The organism is Agrobacterium sp. CNPSo 3708 (genome assembly GCF_028674915.1).
Taxonomy (GTDB): Bacteria; Pseudomonadota; Alphaproteobacteria; order Rhizobiales; family Rhizobiaceae; genus Agrobacterium; species Agrobacterium cavarae.
In genome coordinates, this window is record NZ_JAQZSF010000007.1 from 17,800 (window position 1) to 31,592 (window position 13,793).

Genomic DNA, 13,793 nt, shown 5'->3' on the forward strand with positions numbered 1-13,793 from the left:
AATAAATCCTTAAAGCAAATCGCGCAAAGTTGCTCAGCGGCTTGCGAGAACGATAGGCGGTAAGATCGGAAGCACCGGTGTCGCTAAACTCGGGAGCGTTTTTGCGCGCCCCGGTGCTTGAGAACAGGAATGGCAGTTTGGACTGGTTGTCGCTGAGTGCGGAGGAATGGACGGCGATACGGTTGAGCCTGTGGGTCTCGACCGTTGCCATGCTGGCAAGCCTTCCCTTCGGCATTCTGATTGCGCTGGCGCTGGCGCGCGGGCGGTTCTTCGGCAAGTCGCTGCTGAACGGCATCGTGCATCTGCCGCTGATCCTGCCGCCGGTCGTCACCGGCTTTCTGCTTTTGATCCTCTTTGGCCGCAAGGGCGTGATCGGCGCGTTTCTCGATCAGCATTTCGGCATCGTCTTTTCCTTCCGCTGGACGGGTGCGGCCCTTGCCTGCGCCATCATGGCCTTTCCGCTGATGGTGCGCTCCATCCGCCTGTCGATCGAGGCGGTGGATCGCAAGCTGGAGGAAGCGGCGGGGACGCTCGGCGCAAGCCCGCTCTGGGTGTTCCTGACGGTGACACTGCCGCTCACCCTTCCCGGCATCATTGCCGGCATGATCCTCGCCTTTGCCAAGGCGATGGGCGAGTTTGGCGCGACCATCACCTTCGTCTCCAATATTCCCGGCGAAACGCAAACGCTCTCAGCGGCGATCTACAGCCTCACCCAGGTGCCGGGCGGAGATGCGGGCGCCATGCGCCTGACGCTGGTGGCGATCGTTATTTCCATGGTAGCGCTGCTGGCGTCGGAATTTCTGGCGCGCATGGTCAGCAGAAGGGTGGCCGGGCAATGACGCTGTCCTTCAACGCCCGCCACAGGCTGGGCAGCTTCACGCTGGATGCGGCCTTTACCGCAGACAAGGGGGTGACCGCGCTTTTCGGCCGCTCCGGCTCCGGCAAGACCTCGGTGATGCGCATCATTGCCGGGCTGACGAAGCCGGATGAGGGGCGGATTGAACTGGATGGCACGGTGCTGGCCGATCGGCAAAAACGCATCTTCACGCCCGCGCATAAAAGGCGCTTTGGTTATGTGTTTCAGGAAGCGCGGCTTTTCCCGCATTTGAGCGTGGAGCAGAACCTGCATTACGGTCGCTGGTTTTCCGGTGGGGGTGCGGATGCTACCGCCTCCGCCCATTTGATCGAGATGCTCGGCATCGGCGCGCTGTTGCAGCGGCGGCCGGAAAAGCTCTCCGGTGGCGAAAAGCAGCGGGTGGCGATTGGCCGGGCGCTGCTCTCCTCCCCCCGCCTGCTGTTGATGGACGAGCCGCTGGCCGCCCTCGATGAGGCGCGCAAGGCCGAGATCATTCCCTATCTCGAGCGGCTGCGCGACGAGACGACCATCCCGATCCTTTATGTCAGCCACTCGGTCAGCGAAGTCTCGCGCCTGGCAGACCAGGTGGTGGTGATGAAGGATGGCCGGATCGATGCCGCTGGCCCGGCCTCGGACATCCTCTCGCAGCCCGCCTTCAGCGCCTATCTGGAGCGGCGCGAAGCAGGCAGCATTCTTTCCGGCACGGTGGAGGCCTTCGATGCTGCCCACCGGCTCGCGACCGTTCGGCTGGGTCAAACCGCGCTTCAGGTGCCCGCGCAAAACGCAGAGCCCGGCAAGGCGGTGCGCGTGCATATTCCCGCAAGAGACGTGATGCTGGCAACGGTGCGACCGGAGGGTTTGAGCGCCCTCAACATTCTCGAAGGCCACGTGACAGGCATTGCGCTGGCCGATGGCATGGCGCTGGTGCAGGTGGCGTGCAGCGGCACCCTCATCCAGTCGCGCGTAACGAGCCTTTCCATCGAGCGGCTGTCGCTCAGAGCCGGAAGCCCAGTCTTCGCCATCGTCAAATCGGCAGCACTCGACCCTTATTGAATGGGCGCTATTGAGAGGGCGCATCCTGCGTCTTGCGATCGTCGGGTGCGCGGTTGGCTTCCAGCCAGTCGAGATCGGCCTGCAGCGTCTCGCGCAGACGCGCTTCCATGCCGCGAAAGCGCGCCAGCAGCTCTTCGCCAAAAGGCGTCAGCCCCGCACCGCCGCCCTGCTTGCCGCCGCGCTGGGATTCTATCACCGGTTCTTTGAACATGTGGTTCAGCGCATCCACCAGCAGCCAGGCACGGCGATAGGACATGTCCATGGCGCGTCCGGCTGCAGAGATGGAGCCGGTGGCGACGATATGCTCCATCAGCTCGATCTTGCCACGACCAAGCCGCTCGCCCGGTGGAAAATCCACCCGCAGCACGGGCTTGAGAGGCGGGCGCGATGGCGTGTCGCTCATGGCTGCGCGGCTCCGAAGCGATCCCGCCAGGAAGGCTGCGCGCCCTCATGGGGAAGCGCGCTCGCCTCAAACACACCGCGGGCAATGGCACGTGCCATGACCAGCGTGGCGAGATGGCAAAGTTCGGCAAAATCGCTCGGCTGGGTGAGAGGCTTCCTGCCGGTGGCCGCGGCGAACATCGTGTCGCCATCGCTGGAAAGATGCGAAGGCAGCACGGCGCGCGCCAGCCCGTCATGCGCCAGAATCGAAAGGCGATGCGCCTGCGCCTTCGTCAGCACTGCATCGGTGATCACCGCACCAATGGTGGTGGCCGTCAGCGTCACGCCCTTGATGCGAAGCGCCGTATCGGCCTGGCTGAACTGTGTTGGCAGGCCAAGCCCGCCAAATTCGCCATTCTGTTCAAAGGGGGCGGACCAGAAGTTTTGCGTGGTGCCAACCGTTGCCGAGCCCAAGGCATTGACCGCGACAATCGCCGCAATCGTAATGCCGGAGGATGTCTTGTCGCTGGCAGAGCCCAGCCCGCCCTTCACCGTCGCGGTCGTGGCACCCGTTCCGGCCCCCACGGTGCCGAGCGCAAAGGGCGCGTGCGAAGCGGCCTTGAACGCCTCGTACCCCATGTCCCGATAGGGCGAATGCAGCCCCCAATCCTTGTTGCCGCCATTCAAAAGATCCATCAGGATCGCCTGCGGCACGATCGGCACGCGGGTATTGCCCACCGGAAAACCGCGCCCGGCCTGGCGCAATCCCGCCTGCACCCCACCTGCCGCATCCAGCCCAAAGGCCGATCCACCGGAGAGCACGAAGGCGTCCACCGCCTCCACCGTCATCGATGGATCGAGAAGCGCCGTATCGCGCCCACCCGGCGCGCCACCCAGAACCGAGCCGGAGGCAATAGCCGGCTCATCGAAGACGATGGCTGTTACGCCGGAGCCAAGCGCCAGATCGGTGGCATGGCCCACCGCAACACCGTCAATATCGATCAGCAGATTATGCAAGGGCGGCATTCCTTCTGTTGTCATGCCGGTATCCCGCTGTGGGGAGGTGTTGTCAATGTTGGCTTAGAGTGTCGTGGGGCGAAGTGAGCTCCGCGCCGTGCCGCACCCCCCTCTGTCCTGCCGGACATCTCCCCCTCAAGGGGGGAGATCGAACTGTTGCACCGTCTCGCCCCAAACTCCGGTGGGATAGGACATGCGAAGGGCGCCGCTTGCCGATCTCCCCCCTTGAGGGGGAGATGTCCGGCAGGACAGAGGGGGGTGCGGCAGATCCAAACCAGAACTTTAAACCGGACAGCAGTGGATCAAGTTCGGGAGGACCAGCCTCACGAAAACACCGCCGTCCCAATCACCGGCGTGGACGGTACCGCCATATCGCGGGGCTCCAGCATGCCGGAGAGATAGGCCTCACGCCCCGCCGTGACGGCTTTCGCAAAGGCGCCCGCCATGATTACCGGGTTGCCGGCGCCGGCGACGGCCGTATTGAGCAGCACGGCGTCATAGCCAAGCTCCATCACCGTTGCCGCATGCGAGGGGCGGCCAAGGCCGGCATCGACGATCATCGGCACATCGGGAAAATGCGCCCGCATGGATTTGAGCGCGGTGAGGTTCAGCGGTCCCATGGCGCTGCCGATCGGCGCGCACCAGGGCATCAGCACCTTGCAGCCGGCATCGATCAGTCTTTCCGCCACCACCAGATCGTCGGTCGTATAGGGAAACACTTCAAACCCGTCGTCTGAGAGAATGCGGGCCGCCTCCACCAGCGCGAAGACATCCGGCTGGAGTGTGTCGTGATGGCCGATCACCTCCAGCTTGATCCAGTTGGTCTTGAACACCTCCCGCGCCATCTTCGCCGTCAGCACCGCTTCCTTGGCGGTGTGGCAGCCCGCCGTATTGGGCAGGATGAGGCGGTCGAGTTCGCGGATCATCTCGAAGAACTGCCCGCCCTTTTTGCCGCCTGCCGTTTCACGCCTAAGCGAAATGGTCAGAATGTCGGTCCTGCTGGCGCGAACCGCATCCGCCAGAACGGCGGGCGACGGATAGCGCGCAGTACCCAGCAGCAGCCGTGAGCTGACATCGCGATCATACAATCGAAACATGGTTCATCCTCCCTGCATCGGGGACAGGATTTCGATCCGGTCGGAATCCTTCAAATGAAATTGCGGGCGATCCTCAGCATGGACGAGATCGCCATTGACCGCCGTCGCCAGCCAGTCGCCCTCGAAATCAAGGGCGAAAAGAAGCTCTGACAGCGTGGCGGCGGAAAGATCATGCACTTCGCCGTTGACATGGATCCGCATGGGACACCTCCTTGTGTTCGATGAAATCGGCAGCCTGGCGCGCCATGGCAGGCGAGAGTAGGAAGCCGTGCCGGTGCGCACCATTGATGAAGAGCGTCTTGCCCTCCTGAACGATGCGCGGAAGATTGTCGGGAAAGGCAGGCCGGATGCCGGTACCGCTTTCGATGATCTGCGCTTCTCCGAAGGATGGATGCAGCGCGTAAGCGGCATTCAGGAACTCCATCATCGAGCGGGCGGAAATCGGCCCCGCCTCCTCGGTTTCGATCATCGTCGCACCCAGCATGAAGCGCCCCGGCTCACGCGGGACGATGTAGAGCGGGATGCGCGGATGCAGGAGCCGCACCGGGCGCGACAGCGAAACCTCGTGCGTGGCGAGATAGAGCATTTCGCCGCGCACGCCCCGAAGCCCTGAGAGCGATCCGACCTGCGCGTGGCCGGTGCAATCGACGATGCGGTCGAAGCCGCCATCGTCGATCGTGTCGCCGCCCAAACGAAAGACCACGCCGCTGTCCACCAGACGCTGATGCAGCGCCACCATCGCCAGCCGCGGATCGAGATGACCTTCGCCCTCGAAGAACAGTCCATGGCGGAACCGTCCGGCAAGGTCCGGCTCGAGTGCTGCAATCTCATCCTCATCCACCAGGCGGTAGCCGCTGGTGCGCGAGGCAAAGCGCAAGAGTTCCGCCCTGTCCCGTGCTGGCGCCACCACCAGCGTACCGTTGCGCGAGACGAGGCCGGGTGTGGCCTCCTCCCACCAGTCGAGCGCCGACTGTCCGAGGTCGAGCACCGCCTGTTCGGCGCTCTCCCTTTCGCACCAGGGCGCCAGCATGCCGCCGGCAAACCAGGATGCGCCGCGACCGATCCGAGGCGCAGTGTCGAACACCGTCACCGCAGATCCGCCCCGCGTCAGCTCAAGGGCAGCCGTCAGACCGACAACGCCTGCCCCTTTGATGAGAATGCGCATCTCACTCACCAGCCACGGGCTTTTCCAGCGGCATGTAGAGATCGCCGCCCTGACGGAATTTCTCCGCCATGGCCTCCAGCCCCTCCTTCTGGGCTTCGGCGCGAATATCGTGGGAAATGCGCATGGAGCAGAATTTCGGCCCGCACATGGAGCAGAAATGCGCGACTTTGTGCGCTTCCTTCGGCAGCGTCTCGTCGTGATAGGAGCGCGCCGTTTCCGGATCGAGCGACAGGTTGAACTGATCCTCCCAGCGGAATTCGAAGCGGGCGCGCGACAGCGCATCGTCACGCAGTTGAGCCGCCGGATGACCCTTGGCGAGATCGGCGGCATGCGCCGCGATCTTGTAGGTGATGACCCCGACTTTCACGTCGTTGCGATCCGGCAGGCCCAGATGCTCCTTCGGCGTGACATAGCAGAGCATCGCCGTGCCGAACCAGCCGATCATCGCCGCACCGATGCCGGACGTGATGTGGTCGTAACCGGGCGCGATGTCGGTGGTCAGCGGTCCAAGCGTGTAGAAGGGCGCCTCGCCGCAGGTCTTCAGCTGCTTGTCCATGTTTTCCTTGATCTTGTGCATCGGCACATGGCCGGGGCCTTCGATCATCACCTGGCAATCCTTGGCCCAGGCGATCTGCGTCAACTCGCCCAGCGTCTCCAGCTCGGCAAACTGCGCGGCATCGTTGGCGTCGGCAATCGAGCCCGGACGCAGGCCATCCCCCAGCGAAAACGACACGTCGTAGGCGCGACAAATGTCGCAGATCTCGTCGAAATGCTCGTAGAGGAAGCTTTCCTTGTGGTGATGCAGGCACCACTTGGCCATGATCGACCCGCCGCGCGAGACAATGCCGGTGACGCGATTGACGGTCAGCGGAATGTAATGCAGGCGCACGCCCGCATGGATGGTGAAATAATCAACGCCCTGCTCGGCCTGCTCGATCAGCGTATCGCGAAACACTTCCCAGGTCAGATCCTCGGCAATGCCGTTGACCTTCTCCAACGCCTGATAGAGCGGCACCGTGCCGATCGGCACCGGCGAATTGCGGATGATCCACTCGCGAATATTGTGAATGTTGCGCCCGGTGGAAAGATCCATCACCGTATCGGCACCCCAGCGCGTGGCCCAGACCATCTTCTCCACCTCTTCCGCCATGGAGGAAGTGACGGCGGAATTGCCGATATTGGCGTTGATCTTGACCAGAAAATTCCGCCCGATGATCATCGGCTCGGCTTCCGGATGGTTGATGTTGGAGGGGATAATGGCGCGACCGGAAGCCACTTCCTGACGGACGAATTCCGGCGTCACATGATCTGGAATATGTGCACCGAAGCTTTCGCCATCGCGCACAAGCTTCTCCTGCGCCGCCTCGCGTCCGAGGTTTTCGCGGATGGCGATATATTCCATCTCCGGTGTGATGATGCCCGCCCGTGCATAGGCCAGCTGGGTGACGGCCTTTCCATCCTTGGCCCGCAGCGGCTGGTTGCGCACGGGAAATTCCGGCGTCAGCCTCTCGCCGGTGGCAAAGCCATTGTCTTCCGGCTTCACATGCCGGCCCTCATAGGCTTCGACATCGCCACGCGCCAGAACCCATTCCTGGCGAAGGCGCGGCAGACCGGCATCGATGTTCACCAGATGCGTCGGATCGGTATAGGGACCGGAGGCATCATAGACGGTCACCGGCGGTTCGCCGGCGGTGGGATGGACCGCAATTTCGCGCATTGGCACGCGGATATGCGGGTGAAGAACGCCCGGCTTGTGCACCTTGGTGGAGGCAGGCAACGGACCTGTGGTAACGGTTGGGGTGAGATTTTTAGCGGCAATGTTCATCGTGAGGCTCCAAAGCAAAACAGTGGAGACCCAGTTCGAGCATGAAGACGAAAAGCGCGGGATAGGAATGATGACGGTTCCCCGGCGTTAAGCCGGTTCTGCCATAAAGCCCGCGTTTGCACCGTCCCTACGCCAGTATGAACTGGATCAGGTTCAACGGGTCACTGCGCGCTCTAGCAGTATCTCAGCCCCTTGCCGGGACCCCCCTGGTGAATGCCGCAATCAAAGACCTCATGGCGCCGAATGTCAAGCTGGCAGCCGGTTGCGCCAAAAGAGGGCGGTGGGGAAACCACAATTGCGTTGGGCGCCAAGCAATGTCACCGGAAATTAACCGCACCACTTATGACTATGTTATGTTTTTAAATGTAACTCAGAAGTTACGCGATAATGCCTCCAGTTAAAGGGAGATACTTGGGATGAATTCTACTATCCGTGAGGTGCTGGCAAAATTCGGCCAGCTTCCCGTTTCCGTCGACACGCTTGCCGACGATGCCGATCTTTATGCCGCGGGCCTGTCCTCCTTCGCCTCCGTGCAGCTGATGCTGGGCCTGGAAGAGGCGTTCGACATCGAGTTTCCCGACAGCATGCTGAACCGCAAATCCTTTGCCAGCATCGCCGCCATCGAAACCACGGTCAAAGCCATTCTCGACGGGAAAGAGGCTGCCTGATGGACCTCGCCGTCGCGCCTCACCGTGAAGCACTGAGCGCCCGGGCGGCGCGGGTGGCGGCGATTGCCGCAAAACATGCCGATGCGGTGGATACCGAAGGCCGCTTCCCGAAAGAGGCCGTCGACGCGCTTCGCGAGGAAAAGCTGCTCGGCATCCAGGTTCCGGTTCACATGGGCGGCGAAGGTGCCACCATGCTGGAGCTTGCCGATATCTGCTCCATTCTGGGCCAGGCCTGTTCGGCCACCGCAATGATCTACGCCATGCACCACATCAAGGCCTCGAGCCTGGTGGAGCACGGCGAAGAAAGCGAGTGGCACAGCGCCTTCATGCGCCGCCTGGCCAGCGAACAATTGCTGCTCGCCTCCGCCACCACCGAAGGCGGCATTGGCGGCAATCTTCGCAATTCCATCTGTGCCATCGAGGTGGATGGCGACACCTGCCGCCTGGAAAAGGACGCGACCGTCATTTCCTATGGCAGCGAGGCCGACGCCATTCTCATCACCTCGCGCAGCAACAAGGATGCCGCTCCCTCCGATCAGGTGATGACGGTGTTTTTGAAAGACCAGTATAGCCTTGAGCGCACCCATGTATGGGATACGCTTGGCATGCGCGGCACCTGCTCCGATGGTTTCCTGTTCAAGGGCGAGGCTCCGGCCGAACAGATTTTCCCCAAGCCCTTTGCTGAAATTGCAGCCCAATCCATGCTCGCCACCTCGCATCTTCTGTGGAGCGGCGTATGGTACGGCATCGCATCTGACGCGGTGGCACGGGCGCAGAGCTTCGTGCGCGCCGCCGCCCGCAAATCGCCAGGGTCCGCACCCCCGGGCGCGCTGCGACTGGCCGAAGTGTCGAACAAGCTGCAAATCGTCAAATCCAACGTGATTGCCGGCATCAAGGCCTATGACGAGACGAAAGCCGACCCGGACAAGCTGATGTCGATGGGCTTTGCCATTGCCATGAATAACGTCAAGATCTGCTCGTCCGAGACCATTCTGGAAATCATCGACAATGCCATGCTGATCTGCGGCATCATGGGCTACAAGAACGGCACGCCCTATAGCCTTGGCCGCCATCTGCGTGACGCGCATTCTGCCCGGCTGATGATTTCTAATGACAGAATCCTGAGCAATTCCGCCAATCTCCTGCTGATTCAAAAGCAGGATACGAGCCTTCTGAGGTAGGACCATGGACGCACAAACATCTTTCCTCGACAGGCTCTTCGACAAGGGTTTGCTCATCGATACCGGCGTCGACGGTCTCTATGGCCGAAGCGGTCAGTTCGAAGACGTGATCACCGGTCTCGAAAGCCTGGTCAGCAAAGTGGGCGCCGGCGACAAGGCCGAAGCGATCCGCTTTCCGCCCGGCATCAACCGCGCCTATTTCGAAAAAAGCGGCTACATGAAGAGCTTCCCGCAGCTCGCCGGTACCGTCCATTCCTTCTGCGGCTGCGAGCTCGACCACGTCAACCTGTTGAAGACAATGGATGAGGGCGGCGACGACTGGGCGAAAGACCAGAAGATCACCAATATCGTGCTCACACCGGCCGCCTGCTATCCGCTCTACCCGACCATTGCCAAGCGCGGCAATCTGCCCGATGGCGGCGGTCTCTACGACATTCAGTCCTATTGCTTCCGCCATGAGCCTTCCAAGGACCCGGCGCGCCAGCAGCTCTTCCGCATGCGCGAATATGTGCGCATGGGCACCGAAAGCGACGTCACCGATTTCCGCCAGCTGTGGATGGATCGCGGCGTGGCAATGATGGAAGGCATCGGCCTCGACGTGAAGCTCGATATCGCCAACGATCCCTTCTTCGGACGCGCAGGCCGGATGCTGGCCAACAACCAGCGCGACCAGAACCTGAAGTTCGAACTGCTGATCCCCGTCACGTCGACGACCAACCTCACCGCTTGCATGAGCTTCAACTACCACCAGGATGCCTTCGGCGCGAAGTGGAGCTTGAACCTTGCGGACGGCTCTGTCGCCCACACCGCCTGCGTCGGCTTCGGCCTGGAGCGACTGGCGCTTGCCCTCCTTGCCAAGCACGGGCTGGATGTCGATCAATGGCCGCAGTCGGTTCGCGATACGCTGTGGCACTGAGGCCTTTAGAATTGAGGCCTAAGAAATTGAGGTTTGCATGACGGCAATTTTTCCGGCCCTGAGCCCTGAGAGCCATGTCCCTCACCTGCTCCACGCATCCGACAGGATGTGGCCGGAAACCAATTGCTTTGTCGATCTATGGATCGAGCTTGTGGCTTCGTGCGGCCTGCCGCCGGAAGCCATGTTCGGCTTTACCCTGACGCAGGATTTCGAGGGCGACCACTTCACCTTCTTCAAGATGCCGCTCGAAGACCTCGAGGCGCTCTACGGCATCCGCTCGACAGAGCTTGCGATCTTCGACGATGTCGAAATCCATATCGAAACGCAGCTGAAGCGCGGCCGCATTTCCCTGATAGAGGTGGACAGCTTCTACCTGCCAGATACGCATGGGGTCGGCTACCGAAACGATCACGGCAAGACGACGATTGCCATCAACCGCATCGACCGCGCCAATCTCAAGCTCGACTATTTCCACAATGCCGGCTACTTCGTGCTGGAAGGCGAAGACTATGCGGGCGTGTTCCAGCACCATCTGAAAGAGGGCGAACCGCCCTTCCTGCCCTATGCGGAATTCGCCAAATTCCCGGAAAAACCGGTCCCCGAAGAGCGCCGCCGCAAGGTTGCCGAACGGCTGCTGGTGCAGCATTTTTCCAGACGACCGGCGGACAATCCGATCCGGGCCTTCTCGCAGGTCTTCCCGGCACAGGTCGAAAAGGTTGCCGACCGCCCCTTCGGCTTCTTCCACAAATACGCCTTCAATACGCTGCGCCAGCTCGGCGCCAATTTCGAACTCGCGGCCAGCCAACTGCAATGGCTTGCCGGACCACAGGCTTTCGATGACGCAGCCGCAGAGGCGCTGAAGATCGCCGAAGTGGCAAAGACGGTGCAGTTCCAGCTGGCACGCGCCGTGGCGCGCCGCAAGTTCGAGCCGCTCGCCACCGCTCTCGATCCCGCGGCTGACGCCTGGGACGCGCTGATGGCGAAGCTCAATTCCCATCTCGATGATGCCAGCGAGGCCGCGTGAGCGCGAGCCTTCGACATGACGCCCTCCCCGGCCAGTGGCTGACGGAGGGTTGGACGCTGACATTGACGCAAGCCGGTGCCTGCGAGCGCCCATCCGGCATCCCAACAGATTCGGAAAGCCTCGAGGCACCGGTGCCCGGCACCGTCGCCGAGGCGCTGGAGAAGGCGGGCAGGTTCGACCGCTTCGATCCGAAGCCGCTCAACCACCTCGATGCCTGGTACCGGCTGAGGCTTGATGCAGCACAACCGCAGACCGCCACGCTACATTTCGATGGCCTTGCGACCATCGCCGATATCTATCTGAACGACGAGCCGATCGCGCACTCCGCCAGCATGTTCGAGGCGCTGGAGGTTGGCGTCACGCTTTCCGGCGCGGACGAACTGGCGATCTGCTTTCGCGCCCTTAAACCCCATCTGGAAAAGACCGGCCCCCGCGCCCGCTGGCGTCCGCAGATGATGTCGACACAGGGGCTTCGGCTGATCCGCACGACGGCGCTGGGCTACATGCCCGGCTGGTGCCCGGAGATCCATGCGAGCGGACCATGGCGGCCGATCCGGCTGGTGCGTGACGGCGACGCGGATTTCGACCTCACCTCCTTCGCCACCGAATTGACAGAAGACGGCGTTGGCATCCTCCGTGTCAGCGTTGAAGCGCTGTCCTCGTCCGTTGTCGAGATCGGTTGTGGGGATCGCTGGCAAAAACTTGAGCCCGTTTCAGGCGGCGTCTTCTCAGCCGAGCTGCGCCTTCCGGACGTCGAGCCCTGGTGGCCCGCCACCCATGGCACGCCGACGCTGCACGAGGTTCACCTGCGCGTCAACGGCAAGACGCACACACTTGGCAAAACCGGCTTCCGCCGCATCGAGATCGATCATGGCACCGATGGCAAAGGCTTCGGCCTGACGATCAACGGCGTCGCCATTTTCTGCCGGGGCGCCGTCTGGTCCAATGCCGATATCGTCCGGCTTCCCGGCGCCAAAGAGGATTACGCACCTTGGCTGCGCCTTGCCGCAGAGGCGGGCATGAACATGATCCGCATTGGCGGAACCATGACCTATGAGACCAGAGACTTCTTTGGCCTTTGCGATGAACTCGGCCTGATGGTCTGGCAGGACATGACGCTCGCCAATTTCGATTATCCGGCAAAGGATGAAGGCTTCGTCGCCCATATCGAGAGGGAAACGGCGGACCTTCTGGCGAATGCGGCGCTCTCTCCCTCGCTAACCGTCATCTGCGGTGGCAGCGAAATGTACCAGCAGGGGGCAATGCTCGGTCTTGGCGAGACCTTCTGGAAAGGTCCGCTGACCGAAGAGATGCTGCCGCGCTTCGTCAAAGCCCGCCGCCCGGATGTCGCCTATGTGCCGAACTCGCCCTTTGGCGGCGCACAGCCCTTCTTCACCGATGAAAAGGTCGGCCATTATTATGGCGTCGGCGCCTATTGCCGACCGCTGGAGGATGCGCGTCGCGCCGATGTCCGCTTTGCTGGCGAGTGCCTCGCCTTCGCCAATGCGCCGCAGCAGAAGACGCTTGATCGGCACCTTCCCGTTGCCGCCGTTCATCATCCGGTGTGGAAAGCCCGCGTGCCGCGCGATCGCGGTGCCTCCTGGGATTTCGAGGATGTGCGCGACCATTATCTCAAGCTCCTCTATGACCTCGACCCGTCGCGGACGCGGCGCGAGGATGGCGAGCACTATCTCGACCTCTCGCGGGCGGCGGTTGCCGAGGTAATGGAAGCGACCTATGGCGAGTGGCGGCGCAACGGCTCCTCCTGCCAGGGTGCCATGGTGCTGACCCTTCAGGATCTTGTACCGGGTGCGGGCTGGGGCGTAATCGATTCCACCGGTAAACCGAAGTCGGCTTGGTACGGGCTGAAGCGGGCATTTCGCCCGGTACAGCTGATCCTGACCGATGAAGGGATCAACGGGCTTGCCGTCCATCTCGTCAACGAGACGGCGGAAAGCCGCAAGCTCACCGTCGAACTCGCCTGCCTGCGCGATGGCCTGCAACCCGTCGTCCGCGGCCAGAAGCAACTCGATCTCGCACCGCGATCCAAGACAAGCCTTGCCGCCACCGATTGCTTTGGCGCATTCTTCGACACGACCTATGCCTATCGCTTCGGTCCGCCCGCCCATGATATGACGGTTGCAAGGCTGAAGAACGCCGTGACGGGAGAGCTGATTGCCGAAGCCTTCCACTTTCCACGCGGCCGCAGCGCGGCGTTGCATGCCGCAAACCTGAGCGCAACGACAGAGCAGAAGAACGGGCAATGGTTCCTGACGCTGACGACGGATCGGCTGGCCCAGTCGGTCAATATCAGTACCGATGGCTTCCGCCCAGCCGATGACTGGTTCCATCTGGCTCCCGGTGAGGCCAAGACCATCGCACTGATCGCTGAGGAGAACGCCCCTGCCGAGCCCCATGGCGAAATCCGGTCGCTCGGCTCACGCCTGCATTTTGGCTTCTAATAAAAAAGTTTCGCTTCCCTACGCGATATTGTAGGGAAGCGGCTTGTTTCACCAGTATGTGAACCACCATATCCTATCCCCGTTTCAGCGCTCTCCTTCCCCCTCCAGAGCCGCTTTGACGCCAGCATGAACATCCATTACCTTCCAC

Annotated in this window: 13 protein-coding genes and 1 riboswitch; of the genes, 7 read left to right on the forward strand and 6 right to left on the reverse strand. The window is 62.0% G+C overall.

Annotated elements, in window-relative coordinates:
* Positions 1 to 137 precede the first annotated feature (137 nt).
* Both modB and modC read left to right on the forward strand, forming a co-directional pair.
* A complete protein-coding gene (gene modB, locus PVA19_RS15675) occupies positions 138 to 839 on the forward strand; it encodes a molybdate ABC transporter permease subunit (protein WP_062424827.1) in 702 nt (233 codons plus the stop codon).
* A complete protein-coding gene (gene modC / locus PVA19_RS15680; RefSeq protein WP_274103341.1) occupies positions 836 to 1,909 on the forward strand; it encodes a molybdenum ABC transporter ATP-binding protein in 1,074 nt (357 codons plus the stop codon). Before modB ends, modC begins: the two co-directional genes overlap by 4 nt.
* 7 nt (positions 1,910 to 1,916) lie before the next feature.
* Here modC and PVA19_RS15685 read toward each other — a convergent pair whose 3' ends face one another.
* From PVA19_RS15685 to thiC, 6 genes are all read right to left on the reverse strand, one after another.
* The gene (locus tag PVA19_RS15685) at positions 1,917 to 2,312 is read right to left on the reverse strand and encodes a winged helix-turn-helix domain-containing protein (RefSeq protein ID WP_274103342.1); all 396 of its coding nucleotides are present in this window, start codon (positions 2,310 to 2,312) and stop codon (positions 1,917 to 1,919) included.
* The gene (locus tag PVA19_RS15690; RefSeq protein WP_274103606.1) at positions 2,309 to 3,316 is read right to left on the reverse strand and encodes a P1 family peptidase; all 1,008 of its coding nucleotides are present in this window, start codon (positions 3,314 to 3,316) and stop codon (positions 2,309 to 2,311) included. Before PVA19_RS15690 ends, PVA19_RS15685 begins: the two co-directional genes overlap by 4 nt.
* Before the next feature lie 314 nt (positions 3,317 to 3,630).
* Positions 3,631 to 4,404 carry a thiazole synthase gene (locus PVA19_RS15695; protein ID WP_274103343.1) on the reverse strand — a complete coding sequence of 258 codons (774 nt, stop codon included), beginning with the start codon at positions 4,402 to 4,404 and terminating at the stop codon, positions 3,631 to 3,633.
* Positions 4,405 to 4,407: 3 nt separating this feature from the next.
* Positions 4,408 to 4,605, reverse strand: coding sequence for a sulfur carrier protein ThiS (gene thiS / locus PVA19_RS15700; protein ID WP_112519463.1), 198 nt, complete (start codon positions 4,603 to 4,605; stop codon positions 4,408 to 4,410).
* Positions 4,574 to 5,569, reverse strand: a complete 996-nt coding sequence (thiO, locus tag PVA19_RS15705) for a glycine oxidase ThiO (RefSeq protein ID WP_274103344.1) — start codon at positions 5,567 to 5,569, stop codon at positions 4,574 to 4,576. Before thiO ends, thiS begins: the two co-directional genes overlap by 32 nt.
* A 1-nt stretch (position 5,570) precedes the next feature.
* The gene (gene thiC / locus PVA19_RS15710; protein WP_274103345.1) at positions 5,571 to 7,394 is read right to left on the reverse strand and encodes a phosphomethylpyrimidine synthase ThiC; all 1,824 of its coding nucleotides are present in this window, start codon (positions 7,392 to 7,394) and stop codon (positions 5,571 to 5,573) included.
* A gap of 106 nt (positions 7,395 to 7,500) precedes the next feature.
* Positions 7,501 to 7,612, reverse strand: a riboswitch (TPP riboswitch).
* A gap of 198 nt (positions 7,613 to 7,810) precedes the next feature.
* Between thiC and PVA19_RS15715 the strand changes: the two genes are divergently transcribed.
* From PVA19_RS15715 to PVA19_RS15735, 5 genes are read left to right on the forward strand one after another with little or no spacing between them, the layout of a single operon-like run.
* Positions 7,811 to 8,062: an acyl carrier protein gene (locus tag PVA19_RS15715; protein WP_113326700.1), complete on the forward strand. Its 252-nt coding sequence runs from the start codon at positions 7,811 to 7,813 to the stop codon at positions 8,060 to 8,062.
* Positions 8,062 to 9,243, forward strand: coding sequence for an acyl-CoA dehydrogenase family protein (locus tag PVA19_RS15720; RefSeq protein WP_274103346.1), 1,182 nt, complete (start codon positions 8,062 to 8,064; stop codon positions 9,241 to 9,243). The genes PVA19_RS15715 and PVA19_RS15720 overlap by 1 nt, the downstream gene beginning before the upstream one ends.
* Before the next feature lie 4 nt (positions 9,244 to 9,247).
* Complete coding sequence (locus PVA19_RS15725) at positions 9,248 to 10,159, forward strand: amino acid--[acyl-carrier-protein] ligase (RefSeq protein WP_274103347.1); 912 nt, start codon at positions 9,248 to 9,250, stop codon at positions 10,157 to 10,159.
* A 37-nt stretch (positions 10,160 to 10,196) separates the two neighbouring features.
* On the forward strand, positions 10,197 to 11,183 hold the full coding sequence (locus PVA19_RS15730; protein ID WP_274103349.1) for a DUF1839 family protein: 987 nt from the start codon (positions 10,197 to 10,199) through the stop codon (positions 11,181 to 11,183).
* Positions 11,180 to 13,645: a glycosyl hydrolase 2 galactose-binding domain-containing protein gene (locus PVA19_RS15735; RefSeq protein WP_274103350.1), complete on the forward strand. Its 2,466-nt coding sequence runs from the start codon at positions 11,180 to 11,182 to the stop codon at positions 13,643 to 13,645. The genes PVA19_RS15730 and PVA19_RS15735 overlap by 4 nt, the downstream gene beginning before the upstream one ends.
* Positions 13,646 to 13,793: the final 148 nt, after the last annotated feature.